This is a genomic window from Bacillus sp. L381, assembly GCF_030284525.1.
Taxonomy (GTDB): Bacteria; Bacillota; Bacilli; order Bacillales; family Bacillaceae; genus Bacillus; species Bacillus amyloliquefaciens.
The window spans coordinates 3,516,801-3,532,579 of record NZ_CP127224.1 but is presented as its reverse complement, the minus strand read 5'-3'; the positions used below and the strand labels follow the sequence as shown (position 1 = coordinate 3,532,579).

Here is a 15,779-nt window from a genome sequence, read left to right as displayed (position 1 = left end):
TTCAGATCATTGCACGTTCAGAAATATAATAATGAGGAGTTAAACTATTCGTTATTCCTGCTGATACTAATAGCGTACTCACGGCAAAACAGACTATAAGTAATTTATACTTCAATTTCATATAAATTCACTCCTCCTTCGATCTGCTGTCTGGCTTCTTCAACTTTTAAAAAGTAGACAGAAGCTTTTTTATATTCTTCTTTTGTGTAATAATATTTAGCTACATCAAGAGCTAATTCCTCAATATCAGCATACATCAATTTACTTTCAAGAAAATGCAGACAATCATTTATTAATATATCTCTTGGATTCGGCGTGTATAAATATTCCAAAAATTTAAATTTCTCCTCGTAAATTATATCATCTATTTCCTTACATATTGAGACACCTTTTTTATGATAATCGTACGCGTTATCTATATTTTCTAACTTATAATAAATCTGTGTAAGTAAGAAGTAGGGCTGCGGAAGTGAGTGAATCATTTGAGCTTTTTCAAAAACATCTATGGCTTTTTTTAAATGAGGAATAGCTTTATCTTTATTGTTTTGATTATTATGGCATAAAGCGATGTTAAAAAGTGTTCTCCCCATTAATTGAGGCTGCTGATCCAGTTCAGCCATCGTATATGCTTTTTGAAAGTGGGATATCGCATGATCATATTGCTTTACATCAAGATAATTAGCGCCAAACAAAGAATGGCACTGAGTCAACCTAATGCTATAATTCTCCCCATTTTTATAAATTAAATAAGCTTGCCGCGCATAGTCCATTGAAACATAAGTTTGTTTCATATAGTAATAGACTTCTGACATCTTAAAGTAAAATTCCGCTTTTTCTATCTGATCTGTAACGTACGTCAATTTGCTTTCCGCTTTCTTAAAAAACTGAATCGCTGAAAGATATTCACGGCATTCCAGCTCATACATCCCCCGGAAAAAATTAAAATAATAATCAAGGCGTCCGGTCAGCCGGGCCTGCTTTTTATCAATATCCGCGAGCAGATCCGATAGTCTCGGCTGTTCTTCTATCCGCTGCGATTCCAGCGGTTCGAGGTATTCCAGCATCAGATTGTGGCGGAATTCCATGAGAGAATAGTACAGATGAAGATCCTGATCATCCTCTGCATGCTCAAGCTCTTCTTTGATTTCTCTCCGCAAGTACTCGGCGTCCGGGATGCTGAACCTTCGAATGTACATATACCATTCGTTGATTTTTTCTCCAGCCGCTGAAGACGATACAACACTCGCCACTATTCCGAATCCCTCCCTTCCACGTTATGTATATGACATATTTTATCATTTTCATTCGGAAGCATAGCGCAAAAATACCGCAATGTTTTCTTTTTAAAACCGCATGTCTGCGGATATCATTTCAAAAAATCCGCTATTATCCCCGACAATTTGTACAAGCAAACAAATACATCTTCCATATTCTGTTATATCTGCGTGAGCAGTGTATGTTTGAAAAGGAAGTGAAGATATGAGAAGTAACATGCTTTCCTTTAAAGAAAAAGCAGGAGCCGTACAAGAAGATTGTTTATGTTTTTGCGAGGAAGAAGGAAGCCGTGAAGCGATGTTTCAAGCGCCGATTGAATTGCCTGAGGGGTTTGTTGTTGATCCGGCTGAAGCTGTTGCAAACGTGACGTGGAATGCAGACAGCCTTTCTTGTGTCATTGAACGCTGTTTCATTGAGACGGGGCCTGAGCCTGATGAAATCGGTATTCAATTCGCAGTGCGCCTGCAGGGAACTGTTACGCTTCTCGTCAGTGTCTCACCAGTGCGAAATCAATATGGACAAGGGGACGGGTCTGTTTCTGTCATCCGCAATGCAGAGATTGACCAAGTCGTCTATTATTCTGATGAACCCGATGATTGCCCGGATGTCAGTGACATTACGATCGAGAACCTTGTTGTCGTTCCGCCATTCTATGGCAGTCCTTTATCGGTAACGGGCACGATTGTGCTTGTGCCGGAACCGGATCATCGATCTTACGTGTTTACTGCAAACACTGGAGACAGCACGGTTTCTGTCATTGATGCTGACGTGAATACTCTTGTAAGTACCATTTCTTTATCTGATATCCCGACTGATTTGGGTGTTACCTTGGATAAAGCGTATACGTATGTTCTCCATAGGAATGCGAATCTTGTGTCGATCATTAACAACGAAACATTAACGGTTACACAAACCATCCCTCTTGTAGGAGCCCCAAGAAAAATCCAGTTTGAAACTGGGGGAGAATTTGCTTATATTCTCGCAGGGGGCAGCTCCGTTTATGAAATTAATATTTCCTCGCAAACCATTACCAATACGTTCACGGTGTCACCCGCTGCGGACGATTTTGCCCTAGACCCTAACGGACAGTTTTTCTATACGACCAACTCTGTAATTTGGGTCGTTAATAAATATGACTTAAACACCGGACAGCTGATCGAAAGTTTAAGTAACTTTGAAACACCAAATTTAATTGTAACCCCGATAATAGGGGATTTTGCTTATCTGGAAAATGGTGAGCTAGGGCCGAATGCCGTTTCTGTGATAGATTTGACAACATTTAGCGAATCTTCACGAATTAACAGACTGTTTGACGGTTTAATTACAATTGTTTTTTCTGCTGATGGGACTCGTGCGTTTTTCCTTGAGCCCTATTTTGAGGCATCCCCGGAGAATCTCACTGTCGTAGATACAGCGCAGCATACTTTTATAACAACTGCCTCTCTCCCCGGCGTCTCTGATCTCGCCGTAACACCTGATAATCAGTACATTTATGCAGCACAGCCCGACGACAATACCGTGACCGTGTACCGCACGAGCGATTATACAGCTGTGACGGTGATCCCGGTTGGCGCGGGTCCGTCTGCGATTGCAATGTAGCGATTTCATAGATCGAGAGAAGCAGAGCTGGGATAAGACAATCGTTTATAAATAAATGAGCCGATCTGCTGGATGGCAGTCAGGATGATCAAAAACAGCAGTTCACTTATGGTGAAACTGAGCATCCACCAAACCCCGGCTCCTGTCAGCGCTCCCGCAAGCCCTTTTTTGAACAGGCTGTCATGCTGGAAAAGCTGCAGCAAGTTCGTCCGCATAAAATACAATAAATACAAAATCAGTAACACCGCGAGTCCCGTTGATACGGCAAGGGGCGTGTGAAAGCGGAAAGGGACGGCCTTGACGATTTCGAACACGCAGCCGAATATGATGACTTGGCATAATACAGAAGCCATCACGTGTGTTTGGCGGACGTTTTTATAGCTGCTGCACAATCTATGTTGCTGGAAGTCGCAGCAGCTTCGATGAGACTGTGTGAGTTTCTGAAAAGCTGCTGTCATGTTTTTCAAGGATTGGGTGACATAGTGATATGATTTTCTCTTCTCATAAGGACTGCTTTTTATGAGGTTTATCTTCAAATCTAATGAGCAATGATGGTAAGATAGAAGCAGTTGAAGTTTACAAGCTGAATGATTATACTATTCAAGTCAAAGTGGAATGATGAAAAGGACGTGTCAAAATGAAGCAAGAGACACCGATAACACTCCATGTGAAGTCTGTGATCGAGGATGACGGAAATGAGGAAGTCATCGAATTCCGTACTACCGGATTTTACTATGTAAAACAACAAAAAGTGTATCTATCTTATTATGAAGAACACGACCTAGGCAAAGTAAAAACGATTGTGAAGGTGAGCGAAGGCGAAGTCGTGATCATGAGGTCAGGCGCTGTTAAAATGAATCAGCGTTTCATAACGGGAGCTTCCACAATTGCGAAATATAAAATGTCATTTGGTGAGCTGGAGCTGGAAACAAGCACAAAATCGATTCAATCTGATCTCGGTGAAGAAAAAGGCCGAATCAGCATCGCATATGACATGCATGTCGGAGACGAGCAGCAGCATTTACATAATATGACGATCACGTATGAGGGAGGAACTCACGCATGAATATTGCGGAACAAATGAAGGACGTGCTGAAGGAAGAAATCAAAGCGGCCGTTCTGAAAGCGGGCCTGGCGGAAGAAAGCCAGATTCCAAGCGTACTGTTAGAAACGCCGAAAGACAAAACACACGGTGATTATTCCACAAACATGGCGATGCAGCTGGCGAGAATCGCCAAAAAAGCGCCGCGCCAAATCGCCGAGGAGATCGTGGCGGCATTTGATAAAGGCAGGGCTTCCATTGAAAAGATGGATATTGCGGGGCCGGGCTTTATCAACTTTTACATGAACAACAGCTACTTAACAAAACTGATTCCGTCCGTGCTTGAAGCGGGTGAACATTACGGAGAGACAAACGTCGGACAAGGCGAAAAGATTCAGGTGGAATTCGTGTCCGCCAACCCGACGGGAGATCTTCACTTAGGCCATGCGCGCGGCGCGGCAGTAGGTGACGTGCTGTGCAGCGTGCTTTCTAAAGCGGGCTATGATGTGAGCCGCGAATACTATATTAATGATGCGGGCAATCAGATTAACAATCTGGCCCTTTCTGTTGAAGTCCGTTATTTTGAGGCGCTCGGTCTTGAAAAACCGATGCCGGAAGACGGCTACCGGGGCGAAGATATTATCGCTATCGGGAAAAAGCTTGCCGAAGATTTCGGTGACCGCTTCGTACATGAAGAGGAGAGCGAACGTCAGGCATTTTTCCGTGAATACGGCTTAAAGTACGAGCTTGATAAACTCCGCTCCGACCTGGAGAATTTCCGCGTGCCGTTTGACGTATGGTATTCTGAAACGTCACTGTACGAAAACGGAAAAATCGATCAGGCGCTTGAGGCGCTTCGCGAAAAGGGCCATGTATACGAAGAGGACGGCGCGACATGGTTCCGTTCCACAACGTTCGGTGACGACAAAGACCGTGTGCTGATCAAAAAAGACGGCTCATACACTTATCTGCTTCCGGACATCGCATACCATAAAGACAAGCTTGACCGCGGCTTCGACAAGCTCATCAATGTGTGGGGCGCGGATCACCACGGCTATATTCCGCGTATGAAAGCGGCAATTGAAGCGCTCGGTTACAAAAAAGGCACATTGGAAGTTGAAATCATTCAGCTCGTTCATTTATATAAAAACGGCGAAAAAATGAAGATGAGCAAACGTACGGGGAAAGCCGTAACGATGCGTGACCTGATTGAAGAGGTCGGCCTTGACGCGGTCCGTTATTTCTTCGCGATGCGCAGCGCCGATACGCATATGGATTTTGATCTGGATCTTGCCGTATCTACATCAAACGAAAACCCTGTGTATTATGCACAATACGCGCATGCCCGTATTTGCAGCATGCTTCGCCAAGGGGAAGAGCAGGGACTTAAACCGGCGGCAGATCTTGATTTCAGCCATATTCAATCAGAAAAAGAATACGATCTTCTGAAAACGATCGGCGGATTCCCTGAAGCTGTGGCGGAGGCGGCGGAAAAACGCATCCCGCACCGGATCACCAACTACATTTATGATTTGGCATCCGCTCTTCACAGCTTCTACAATGCGGAAAAAGTCATCGATCCTGAAAATAAAGAGAAGAGCCGCGCGCGTCTGGCTTTAATGAAAGCGACGCAAATTACGCTGAACAATGCGCTTCAGCTGATCGGCGTATCGGCTCCGGAAAAAATGTAATCATCATGAAAGGACAAAGTCTTCGGGCTTTGTCTTTTTTTGCATATAAAGCGTGTGATGTAATTCACAATCCTGTACACCGAGTTTTTGTATGATAAGACTGATATTGAATCAGTGAAAGGAGCAAGCCGAATGATCAATCGTCAACATATTCAATTATCATTGCAGTCATTAAGCTTAGTGGCAGGGTTTATGGTGTGGGTGCTGATTTCATCACTCATTTCCCAAATGACATCAGATATTCATTTAAGCAAAGGCGAGATTTCATTGGTGACGGCGATTCCCGTTATTCTCGGATCGCTTCTCCGCATTCCATTAGGGTATTTGACGAACAGATATGGGGCGCGGCTAATGTTTATGATCAGCTTCATCTTTCTTTTGTTTCCTGTGTTTTGGATCAGTATCGCGGATTCTCTGTTTGATTTAATCGCAGGCGGCTTTTTCTTAGGGATCGGCGGAGCGGTGTTTTCCATTGGGGTGACCTCCCTTCCGAAATATTATCCGAAAGAAAAGCACGGTGCCGTCAATGGAATTTACGGTGCCGGAAACATCGGCACCGCCATTACCACATTTGCGGCGCCGGTTATTGCTCAAGCTGCGGGATGGAAAGCAACCGTGCAGATGTATCTGGTTTTGCTGGCTGTTTTCGCATTACTGCACGTTTTATTCGGCGATCGGCATGAGAAGAAGGTCAAAGTTTCCGTAAAAACTCAAATGAAAGCCGTTTACCGAAATCATGTGCTTTGGTTTTTGAGCCTGTTTTATTTTATTACGTTTGGCGCCTTTGTTGCCTTTACCATCTATCTTCCGAACTTTTTGGTTCAGCATTTTGGGCTGAGCCCGGCGGATGCCGGTCTGCGGACGGCCGGCTTTATTGCGGTCTCTACGCTGCTCAGGCCTGCGGGAGGATTTCTTGCTGATAAAATGAACCCGCTCTGCATTTTGATGTTCGTTTTCGCAGGGCTTACGCTATCAGGTGTTATGCTGTCATTCTCGCCGACGATCGGCCTTTATGCGTTTGGGTCATTAACGGTGGCGGTCTGCTCAGGTATTGGGAACGGAACGGTATTTAAACTGGTGCCTTTCTATTTTTCGAAGCAGGCGGGAATTGCCAACGGTATTGTGTCTGCCATGGGCGGACTGGGCGGCTTTTTCCCTCCGCTGATTCTGGCAAGTGTATTTCAGGCAACAGGACAATACGCCATCGGGTTTATGGCGCTTTCGGAGGTTGCGTTGGCGAGCTTTGTCCTTGTGATCTGGATGTATTGGCAGGAAAAAATGAAAACACATACGGAGAGAAACAGTCAGAGCCTCCATTCATGATGATCCATTCACAAGATTGTTAGTTTTTTCTGGATGAGTGCAAATCAAGTCACGTTACAATAAACATACGCAACGTGACTTTCTTCGAGGTGAGCTCATGAATATTCTCTCTGTCCGAAAATCTGATAAAGAACTTCTTTCCCGCGAACTCCATGAATTGCTGAAATCGATCAGCACAAAAAGGAAAATGAAAAAACACACGTATTTGTTTCAAGAAGGAATGGATGCAGAAGAGCTTTATCTGATTCAATCAGGACTCATTGAAATCGGCAAGCTGACGTCTGACGGCAAAGACCTGACGCTTAGAATCTGCCAAAAAAACGATATTGTCGGGGAACTGACACTGTTTACAGAAGAGCCGAGATATATGCTCAGCGCAAAAGTGTTAGAGGGTGGCGAGGTGCTCGTCATTAATAAAAACAAGCTGGAAAAGGAATTAATCCAAAATGGTGATTTGACTTTTGAATTTATGAAATGGATGAGCACCCATCTCCGGAAAATTCAGTCCAAAATCAGGGATCTGCTTCTTCACGGCAAAAAAGGGGCGCTCTATTCTACTCTTATCCGCTTATCAAACAGCTACGGGGTGGAACGAAGCGACGGGATTCTGATCAACATTGTGCTGACAAATCAGGATTTGGCTAAGTTTTGCGCGGCGGCGAGAGAAAGCGTCAACCGCATGCTGGGAGACCTTCGCAAACAAGGGGTTATTTCGATAGATGAAGCCGGGAAAATTATTTTGCACAAGCGGGACTATTTACGATGTGAGATCGAGTGTGAAAACTGCCCGCTGGAGATCTGTAATATTGACTGAAAAAACAAGGACAGCCGCTGTCCTTGTTTTTTTTACGCCATATATGTACACATGACAGCGAAAAAGAAGCCGGTGTTTGCGATTTCAAGAATGCCGATTTTTTTCGCGGGCCAATCTTTCCCGTGAAAAAACCAGGCCCGCAAACTGCTTGGGATAAAAGCAAAAAACGCCCATCCTGCTCCGAATAGAGCGGATAAAAAGGGGAGCAGCAGGTGATATCCCCATGACCAGTATGCAAATGCCCTGTTTTTTCTCTCACGGATGACTGATTTCACATAAAAAGAACTTCCGATAAAAAATAAAGCAGATTGCAAGAATAGAAACCAAGCCCAGCCGTCAAGGGCTCCCGTTCCCAGCCAGCAGCTCGCAAGTCCGCCTGAACAAAAGAACAGGACACCCGCAGCATCGTTCGTCAGCGCTCGTTCGTTTTTTCGGCGGGCATAATGCATATGGATAAGAAACAGCGGCAGTAAAGAAACGCCCACCCAGATGAGAGGGGGCTTATGAACGGCAGAGACAGTCAGAAAGCAGCAGGCCGGAACACCGTAGTACCATATCCACTTTTGATAGGGCTTGAGCTGTTTCTTTTTCAAGGCAAGTGAAACGGGATAAACCGTCAAGTAAAGGAAAAGCCAGCCCAGAAAGAGCGGAATATGCCAGAAAACCGGGCCTCCCTTGACCATCCCGAGTAAAAATGGAATCAGCAGCATCGCCCATGCGCCGTGCTGCTTCGGAATCATCGCCTTCATCAAAATCCTCCTTTTTTACTTCATTATAAATGCAGGCATCCTCCTGATAAGTGACATTCATCATACAAGCTGTGAAATATATCACTGCCGTGCACACTCAATCGGGCTACACTAAAGCTATCCTTAGCACGGGAGGCTTTCCTATGAATCAGTGTGACTATTTATTATGTCTGAAACAACTTCCTATGTTTAATGAAGTGCCTCTGTCCATTGTCGCAGCCTTATTGAAAAACGGGACGTTAATCCGCGGCTCGTCTGATCAGTCTCCATCCTTTCTTCATCATTCACAATCCGTATATATCGTATTAAAAGGCAGTATCCGTTTTAAGGACAGCAGGCTCCCTGAAAGATCGCAAACCGTTGCGCTGTGGGAAAAAGGCGCTGTGTTTCCGGTTGATGAAAAAGGCGGACTGTCTCTATCGCCTTTTATCTCAGTTAATGCTTCCCCGGACATTCTGGCACTCAATATTCCATATTCCATATTCAAGCAAATGATGTCTTACCATCCGAAGCTGCAAATGAACTTTTTGGCGATGCTTCAGCAAAATGTCTTTTGTTCCTATCAATTGTTTTTACGGTATCTGCATACATCACGGGATGAAAGCGCAGAACCCGGTTCTTAAATAGAGCCGGGTTTTTCTTTGAATCTAAGGCGGCTAATGACTCAGGCATCCTTCCTTCTTCTGTGTGTGGACATTTTGTGAAAAAAGCAGAGTGTGTGACATAGTTCACAAGGTAACGTGATGTCTCTGTTTATAGTGTACATAGCATCACCTGACTCGGAAGGAGTGAACGATCATGAAGAAAAAGAAAATGAGTCCGTTGTTCAGGAGATTAAACTATTTTTCTCCTATCGAACATCATTCAAATAAACATAGCCAAACCACCCAAGAAGATCGTGATTGGGAGAATGTATACAGAAACAGATGGCAGTACGACAAAGTCGTTCGCTCCACCCACGGTGTCAACTGCACGGGGTCTTGCAGCTGGAATATTTACGTGAAAAACGGAATTGTCACGTGGGAAGGACAAAACTTGAATTATCCATCTACAGGCCCGGATATGCCTGATTTCGAACCGAGAGGCTGTCCGCGGGGGGCCAGTTTTTCGTGGTACATCTACAGCCCGCTGCGTGTGAAATACCCATACGTGCGCGGTGTGCTGATCAATTTGTGGCGGGAAGCATTACAGGCCCATCAAAATCCATTGGATGCCTGGAAATCAATCGTCGAACACCCTGAAAAAGCGAAGTCTTATAAACGGGCAAGAGGGAAAGGCGGTTTTGTGCGCGCTGAATGGCCGGAGGTGCTGAAGCTGATCTCGGCCTCTCTGCTGTATACAGTGATGAAATACGGGCCTGACCGGAATGTCGGTTTTTCCCCGATTCCGGCGATGTCTATGATCAGCCATGCTTCAGGCTCCCGGTTTATGTCTTTAATGGGCGGGCCTATGCTCAGTTTTTATGACTGGTATGCGGATCTTCCTCCGGCGTCCCCGCAAATTTGGGGTGACCAGACGGACGTTCCGGAAAGCAGTGATTGGTACAATTCCGGCTATATCATCACATGGGGCTCAAACGTTCCGTTGACGAGAACGCCTGATGCGCATTTTTTGGCGGAAGCCCGCTATAAAGGCGCCAAGGTCATTTCAGTCAGCCCGGATTTTGCGGAATCCTCCAAGTTCGCCGATGACTGGCTGAGTATCCGCCAAGGGACTGACGGGGCGCTTGCGATGGCGATGGGTCACGTCATTTTGCAGGAATTTTACGTGAATCAAGAGACAGAGCGTTTTATCAAGTACGCAAAGCAATACACGGATTTTCCATTCCTCGTCACCCTGTCAAAAGAAAATGGCGTGTATACAGCGGGGCGGTTTCTGCATGCGAAGGACATCGGACGGCAGACAAAACATGATCAGTGGAAACCCGCGGTCTGGAATGAACAGACAGGCGCGTTTGCCATACCGCAAGGAACAATGGGCTCCCGCTGGGACGGTCAGAAGAAGTGGAATCTGCACATGATCGATGAAGACACCGGAGAACAGATCGAACCCCGCCTCTCTGTACTTGGAATAGAGGACGAAATCGGCAGGGTGCGCATTCCGTATTTTTCAAATGACGGAAACAAAGTGCTTGAGCGGGATCTTCCTATTAAAAAAGTAAACCTGAATGGCGAAGAGGTGTACGTCACGACCGTGTTTGACTTGATATTGGCCAACTACGGCGTGAACCGGGGCATCGGCGAACAAGCAGCTGTATCCTATGATGATCCTCGTCCGTTTACACCTGCCTGGCAGGAACGGATCACAGGAATTAAAAGAGAAGCCGTCATTCAGATTGCCAGGGAATTTGCCCAAAATGCGATCGATACAGACGGCAGATCCATGATTATCGTCGGGGCGGGGATCAACCACTGGTTCAACTCCGACACGATCTATCGTGCGGTGTTAAATCTTGTTTTACTCGTAGGCGCGCAAGGCGTAAACGGCGGAGGCTGGGCTCATTATGTGGGACAGGAAAAGCTCCGTCCCGCTGAAGGATGGCAGACGATTGCAACTGCAAAGGACTGGGAAGGCGTGCCTAAGCTGCAAAACGGCACCTCATTTTTCTACTTTGCGACAGATCAGTGGCGCTATGAGGACCAGCCGATCAGCGATTTGGCTTCACCGATTGCTGCGTCATCCCGCTACAAGCATCACGCTGATTACAATGTGCTGGCGGCCCGGTTAGGATGGCTGCCGTCTTATCCGACATTCAATCAAAACGGCATTGATCTGTACAAAGAAGCTGAAAAAGCGGGGGCGGCGGCACCAGAGGACGTCGGTGCGTACGTGGCCTCACAGCTTCAAGAGAAAAAGCTGAAATTCGCGATTGAAGATCCTGACAATGAAGTGAACTTCCCAAGGAATCTCTTCGTATGGCGGGCAAATCTGATCTCCAGCTCAGGAAAAGGGCATGAATATTTTCTCAAGCATCTGCTGGGGACGACGAACGGTTTGATGAATGACGACAGCGACAGCATCCGTCCTGAAGAAATCAAATGGCGGGAGCAGGCGCCGGAAGGAAAGCTCGACTTGTTAATCAATCTCGACTTTCGAATGGCGGGTACGGCGCTGTATTCCGATATCGTGCTGCCGGCGGCGACATGGTACGAAAAACACGATCTCAGCAGTACGGATATGCATCCGTTCATTCACCCTTTTGCACCGGCCATCTCGGCACCGTGGGAATCGAGGTCAGACTGGGATATTTTCAAAGCCCTCTCAAAAGCCGTTTCCGATCTTGCGGAAGAAGTCGATATGGAACCGGTAAAAGAGGTTGTCGCGACACCGCTCCTTCATGACACCATCCAGGAATTGGCCCAGCCGTTCGGCAAAATCAATGACTGGAGCAAAGGTGAATGTGAAGCGATTCCGGGAAAAACGATGCCAAACATCCAAGTCGTTGAACGGGATTACAAGCATATTTTTCATAAAATGACCGCGCTCGGTCCAAACGCTGCTTTAAAGCCGAGCGGAACAAAAGGCATGAGCTGGTCGATAGCCGATGAATATGAATCACTCAAAAAGAGACTGGGAGAAACCGAATCGGACAGTGTTGCAAAGGGATGTCCGAATATAAGTGAAGCGAAGCAGGCGGCGGAAGCGATTTTAGCCCTATCGTCCACTTCAAATGGAAAAGTCGCCGTCAAAGCATGGGAGTCACTTGAAAACATCACAAACCTGAAGCTGAAAGACCTTGCGGAAGAGCGGGAGGAAGAATGCTTTACGTTCGAACAAATTACAGCCCAGCCGAAAACGGTCATCACCTCTCCGGTCTTTACCGGCTCAGAAAAAGGGGGGCGCAGATACTCGCCGTTTACGACGAATGTGGAAAAATTAATCCCGTGGCGGACACTGACGGGCAGACAATCCTACTATGTCGATCATGAACTGATGATGGAATTCGGTGAAACGATGGCGACATTTAAACCGATCCTCCAGCATCGTCCGTTTCTGAGCAAGCGGCCTGATCAGGAGGGGAAAGAAATCGTCCTCAACTATTTGACGCCGCATAATAAATGGTCCGTCCACAGCATGTATTTCGATTCCCTGCCGATGCTGACGCTGTTCCGCGGAGGGCCGACCGTGTGGATGAATAAAGATGACGCAGAGGACACGGATATCAAGGACAACGATTGGATTGAATGCTTCAACCGAAACGGCGTTGTCGTCGCGAGGGCTGTTTTGTCTCACCGGATTCCTAAAGGGATGGCGTTTATGCATCATGCTCAGGACCGCCACATCAACGTGCCCGGCACAAAACTGACGAATAACCGCGGCGGCACCCATAACAGCCCGACAAGGATTCACGTCAAGCCGACACAGATGATCGGAGGCTATGCCCAGCTCAGCTACGGCTTTAACTATTACGGTCCGACAGGGAACCAGCGTGACCTGAATGTCGTCATCCGCAAGCTGAAGGAGGTCGATTGGCTTGAAGATTAAAGCGCAAATCGGTATGGTCATGAACTTGGATAAATGCATCGGCTGCCACACATGCAGCGTCACCTGCAAAAACACGTGGACAAACCGCTCCGGTGCGGAATATATGTACTTCAATAATGTAGAAACAAAGCCGGGCATCGGCTATCCGAAGCAATGGGAGGATCAGGACAAATATAAAGGCGGCTGGACTTTAAAAAAGGGAAAGCTCGAGCTGAAAATCGGCCCGAAAACGAATCGGCTAGCAGGCCTTTTCTATAATCCGAATCAGCCGGCGATTGATGATTACTATGAACCTTGGAACTATGATTATGAAACATTAACAAACAGCCCGCAGAAAAAACATCAGCCGGTGGCGCGTCCGAAATCGTCATTGACGGGGAATTTCATGAATATCGAATGGGGCCCGAACTGGGAGGATGATCTCGCGGGCGGCCACATTACGGGGCTTGAAGATCCGAACGTGCAAAAAATGGAGGAATCGATCAAAACGGAATTCGATGAAGTCTTTATGATGTATCTGCCGCGTATTTGCGAGCACTGCATCAATCCGGCGTGCGTGTCATCCTGCCCGTCCGGCGCTATGTACAAACGCGAAGAAGACGGTATTGTGCTCGTGGATCAAAACGCCTGCCGTTCATGGAGATATTGCGTGTCATCCTGCCCTTATAAAAAAGTTTATTTTAACTGGAAAACAAACAAAGCCGAAAAATGCACACTCTGCTTTCCGCGTTTGGAGGCGGGGCTGCCGACCATCTGCTCCGAAACGTGTGTAGGCAGAATCCGCTACCTCGGTGTCATGCTGTATGACGCGGACAAAGTCGAGGAAGCGGCATCGGTTGAACATGAAAAGGATCTCTATCATTCCCAATTGGACGTTTTTCTTGATCCGAATGATCCTGAGGTTGCCAGACTGGCAAAAGAACAAGGCATCCCGGATGAATGGATAGAGGCCGCGCGAAAATCGCCGATCTATAAAATGATCATCGACTGGAAGATTGCGCTTCCGCTTCATCCTGAGTACCGCACGCTGCCGATGGTTTGGTACATACCGCCGCTCAGCCCGATTATGAATCTCTTTGAAGGAAAAGGCAGCCGGCAATCTGCGGAAGCTATTTTTCCGGCTATCGACCAAATGAGAATCCCGATTGACTACCTGGCGCAGCTATTAACGGCGGGAGACACGGATCATATTCGGTCAACGTTAAAGAAAATGTCTGTCATGCGCCAGTATATGCGAGCGGTCCAGACGAATAAATCCATCGATCCGGCACTCATCTCCAGTGTCGGTCTGACAGAATGGCAAATTGAAGATATGTACCGGCTGCTGGCGATCGCCAAATATGATGACCGCTTTGTGATTCCGAGCAGCCATCGGGAAGAAGTGTCAGATTTATACGCTGAACAAGGGAGCTGCGGCTTATCATTTTCAGGCGGCCCCGGATCTTGTTTCTAATTTTTTGATAAATGAGGTGTAACAAGATGAACACCACAGACCGGCAAATTACGTTCTCCGCTCTTTCCTGTCTTCTCTCTTATCCGGACGAAGAGTGGAGAGCCGAGCTTCCCGATTGGAAGACTCTTATCCTTGACATCAGCAGCCAGGAAATCAGGAAGAAGCTGCTGCGCTTTTTGAAGGCGGCAGCCGGATTTTCTCAGGAAGCGCTGATTGAACACTATGTCTATACGTTCGATTTCGGGAAAAAAACGAATATGTATGTCACCTACTTTAACTCAGGCGAGCAAAGGGAACGCGGCATTGAATTGCTGCATTTAAAGAACACATACCAGCAATCCGGTTTCCTGCCGACAGAGAAAGAACTGCCTGATTATCTGCCGCTTATGCTTGAATTTGCGGCGATTGCGGAAATTGAAGCCGCAAGAAGCGTATTTGAGAAATATCTGTCCAATGTGAGGGAGCTGGCGTCCCGCCTCGAAAAAAATGACAGCATATACGCCGGGCTGCTGCATGTCCTGATTGCCGCGCTGGAAGATATCGGCGTTCGTGAAAGCAAAGAAGGGGCTGTTCAAGCATGAACGGACAGATTCTCTGGGGCGTGATGCCATACATTGTATTGACGATCTTTATCGGCGGACATATTTACCGCTATCAGCATGACCAGTTTGGCTGGACGGCAAAATCAAGCGAGCTGTTGGAAAAGAAAAAACTTGCGGCGGGCAGCACCCTTTTTCACTGGGGCCTGCTGTGCGTCATCGGCGGCCATATCATGGGAATTCTGATCCCGGAAGCCGTGTACTCCGCCATAGGCATTTCCGAGCATACGTATCACAAAATGGCGATTGGCGCGGGCCTGCCTGCAGGGGTCGCGGCGTGTACCGGCCTGTTCATCCTGATATACAGAAGGCTGTTTGACAAAAGAATCCGCAACACCAGCTCGCCGGCGGATTTTCTCACGCTCATTCTGCTGCTGTTTATGATGCTGTCGGGCGTTGCGGCCACGTTTCTCAACATTGATTCGAAAGGCTTTGATTACCGGACAACAGTGGGGCCGTGGTTCAGGGAGCTCATTTTGTTCAGGCCTGATGCCTCTTTGATGGAGAGTGTCCCGTTATGGTTTAAGTTTCATATCATCATAGGATACGCCGTTTTTATCCTCTGGCCGTTTACGAGATTGGTTCACGTGTTCAGCCTGCCGCTCAAGTACTTGACCCGCAGCTATGTTGTATATCGAAAACGCTAAACACCCCCTTGCAAAAGGGGGGTGATTTTTTCAACGGTTCTTGAAAAGGCTTTTCTCCTTCATCACAGGAAGCCGAATCATAAGCCTTTCCGCGCGTGCGGG

At 46.9% G+C, this 15,779-nt stretch carries 13 protein-coding genes and 1 pseudogene; 10 read left to right on the top strand and 4 right to left on the bottom strand.

Annotation, left to right across the window (positions count from 1 at the left end):
• Nucleotide 1: 1 nt before the first annotated feature.
• Together QRX25_RS18140 and QRX25_RS18135 are read right to left on the bottom strand one after the other, a co-directional pair.
• Nucleotides 2-121 carry a PhrC/PhrF family phosphatase-inhibitory pheromone gene (locus QRX25_RS18140; RefSeq protein ID WP_115996635.1) on the bottom strand — a complete coding sequence of 40 codons (120 nt, stop codon included), beginning with the start codon at nucleotides 119-121 and terminating at the stop codon, nucleotides 2-4.
• Nucleotides 105-1,250 (bottom strand): response regulator aspartate phosphatase, encoded by a 1,146-nt coding sequence (locus QRX25_RS18135; RefSeq protein WP_212099667.1) that lies wholly within the window; start codon nucleotides 1,248-1,250, stop codon nucleotides 105-107. Before QRX25_RS18135 ends, QRX25_RS18140 begins: the two co-directional genes overlap by 17 nt.
• Before the next feature lie 229 nt (nucleotides 1,251-1,479).
• On the opposite strand from QRX25_RS18135, the gene QRX25_RS18130 reads away from it, so the two are divergent.
• Nucleotides 1,480-2,874, top strand: coding sequence for a YncE family protein (locus QRX25_RS18130; RefSeq protein WP_212099664.1), 1,395 nt, complete (start codon nucleotides 1,480-1,482; stop codon nucleotides 2,872-2,874).
• Nucleotides 2,875-2,879: 5 nt separating this feature from the next.
• Here the strand turns inward: QRX25_RS18130 and QRX25_RS18125 are convergent.
• Nucleotides 2,880-3,359, bottom strand: a pseudogene (locus QRX25_RS18125) (bacteriocin biosynthesis protein AlbG); the annotation flags it as partial.
• Nucleotides 3,360-3,511: 152 nt separating this feature from the next.
• Here QRX25_RS18125 and QRX25_RS18120 point away from each other — a divergent pair.
• The 4 genes from QRX25_RS18120 to fnr all read left to right on the top strand — a co-directional run bounded on the left by QRX25_RS18120 (nucleotide 3,512) and on the right by fnr (nucleotide 7,744).
• Nucleotides 3,512-3,940 (top strand): YwiB family protein, encoded by a 429-nt coding sequence (locus QRX25_RS18120; RefSeq protein WP_212099662.1) that lies wholly within the window; start codon nucleotides 3,512-3,514, stop codon nucleotides 3,938-3,940.
• On the top strand, nucleotides 3,937-5,607 hold the full coding sequence (argS, locus tag QRX25_RS18115; protein ID WP_065982573.1) for an arginine--tRNA ligase: 1,671 nt from the start codon (nucleotides 3,937-3,939) through the stop codon (nucleotides 5,605-5,607). The genes QRX25_RS18120 and argS overlap by 4 nt, the downstream gene beginning before the upstream one ends.
• 132 nt (nucleotides 5,608-5,739) lie before the next feature.
• Nucleotides 5,740-6,930 carry a nitrate/nitrite transporter gene (gene narK, locus QRX25_RS18110; protein WP_212099659.1) on the top strand — a complete coding sequence of 397 codons (1,191 nt, stop codon included), beginning with the start codon at nucleotides 5,740-5,742 and terminating at the stop codon, nucleotides 6,928-6,930.
• A gap of 97 nt (nucleotides 6,931-7,027) precedes the next feature.
• Nucleotides 7,028-7,744 carry a fumarate/nitrate reduction transcriptional regulator Fnr gene (gene fnr / locus QRX25_RS18105; RefSeq protein ID WP_014471163.1) on the top strand — a complete coding sequence of 239 codons (717 nt, stop codon included), beginning with the start codon at nucleotides 7,028-7,030 and terminating at the stop codon, nucleotides 7,742-7,744.
• Between the two features lie 32 nt (nucleotides 7,745-7,776).
• Here fnr and QRX25_RS18100 read toward each other — a convergent pair whose 3' ends face one another.
• Nucleotides 7,777-8,493 carry a YwiC-like family protein gene (locus QRX25_RS18100; protein WP_212099656.1) on the bottom strand — a complete coding sequence of 239 codons (717 nt, stop codon included), beginning with the start codon at nucleotides 8,491-8,493 and terminating at the stop codon, nucleotides 7,777-7,779.
• 143 nt (nucleotides 8,494-8,636) lie between these two features.
• On the opposite strand from QRX25_RS18100, the gene QRX25_RS18095 reads away from it, so the two are divergent.
• From QRX25_RS18095 to narI, 5 genes are all read left to right on the top strand, one after another.
• Nucleotides 8,637-9,116 carry a cyclic nucleotide-binding domain-containing protein gene (locus QRX25_RS18095; RefSeq protein WP_212099653.1) on the top strand — a complete coding sequence of 160 codons (480 nt, stop codon included), beginning with the start codon at nucleotides 8,637-8,639 and terminating at the stop codon, nucleotides 9,114-9,116.
• Nucleotides 9,117-9,291: 175 nt separating this feature from the next.
• Entirely contained in the window at nucleotides 9,292-12,978 is a 3,687-nt protein-coding gene (locus QRX25_RS18090; RefSeq protein WP_212099650.1) for a nitrate reductase subunit alpha, read from the top strand.
• A complete protein-coding gene (gene narH / locus QRX25_RS18085; RefSeq protein WP_212099647.1) occupies nucleotides 12,968-14,431 on the top strand; it encodes a nitrate reductase subunit beta in 1,464 nt (487 codons plus the stop codon). Before QRX25_RS18090 ends, narH begins: the two co-directional genes overlap by 11 nt.
• 26 nt (nucleotides 14,432-14,457) lie before the next feature.
• Nucleotides 14,458-15,012, top strand: a complete 555-nt coding sequence (gene narJ, locus QRX25_RS18080; protein ID WP_212099644.1) for a nitrate reductase molybdenum cofactor assembly chaperone — start codon at nucleotides 14,458-14,460, stop codon at nucleotides 15,010-15,012.
• The gene (gene narI, locus QRX25_RS18075; protein WP_115996650.1) at nucleotides 15,009-15,677 is read left to right on the top strand and encodes a respiratory nitrate reductase subunit gamma; all 669 of its coding nucleotides are present in this window, start codon (nucleotides 15,009-15,011) and stop codon (nucleotides 15,675-15,677) included. The genes narJ and narI overlap by 4 nt, the downstream gene beginning before the upstream one ends.
• Nucleotides 15,678-15,779: the final 102 nt, after the last annotated feature.

What these genes read in the sequence shown, in the direction of transcription:
- QRX25_RS18095 (WP_212099653.1), top strand. Translation starts at nt 8,637, where the DNA reads ATGAATCAGTGTGACTATTTATTATGTCTGAAACAACTTCCTATGTTT.
- narJ (WP_212099644.1), top strand. Translation starts at nt 14,458, where the DNA reads ATGAACACCACAGACCGGCAAATTACGTTCTCCGCTCTTTCCTGTCTT.
- QRX25_RS18140 (WP_115996635.1), bottom strand. Translation starts at nt 121, where the DNA reads ATGAAATTGAAGTATAAATTACTTATAGTCTGTTTTGCCGTGAGTACG.
- narI (WP_115996650.1), top strand. Translation starts at nt 15,009, where the DNA reads ATGAACGGACAGATTCTCTGGGGCGTGATGCCATACATTGTATTGACG.
- QRX25_RS18130 (WP_212099664.1), top strand. Translation starts at nt 1,480, where the DNA reads ATGAGAAGTAACATGCTTTCCTTTAAAGAAAAAGCAGGAGCCGTACAA.
- QRX25_RS18120 (WP_212099662.1), top strand. Translation starts at nt 3,512, where the DNA reads ATGAAGCAAGAGACACCGATAACACTCCATGTGAAGTCTGTGATCGAG.
- QRX25_RS18090 (WP_212099650.1), top strand. Translation starts at nt 9,292, where the DNA reads ATGAAGAAAAAGAAAATGAGTCCGTTGTTCAGGAGATTAAACTATTTT.
- argS (WP_065982573.1), top strand. Translation starts at nt 3,937, where the DNA reads ATGAATATTGCGGAACAAATGAAGGACGTGCTGAAGGAAGAAATCAAA.
- QRX25_RS18100 (WP_212099656.1), bottom strand. Translation starts at nt 8,493, where the DNA reads ATGAAGGCGATGATTCCGAAGCAGCACGGCGCATGGGCGATGCTGCTG.
- narK (WP_212099659.1), top strand. Translation starts at nt 5,740, where the DNA reads ATGATCAATCGTCAACATATTCAATTATCATTGCAGTCATTAAGCTTA.
- fnr (WP_014471163.1), top strand. Translation starts at nt 7,028, where the DNA reads ATGAATATTCTCTCTGTCCGAAAATCTGATAAAGAACTTCTTTCCCGC.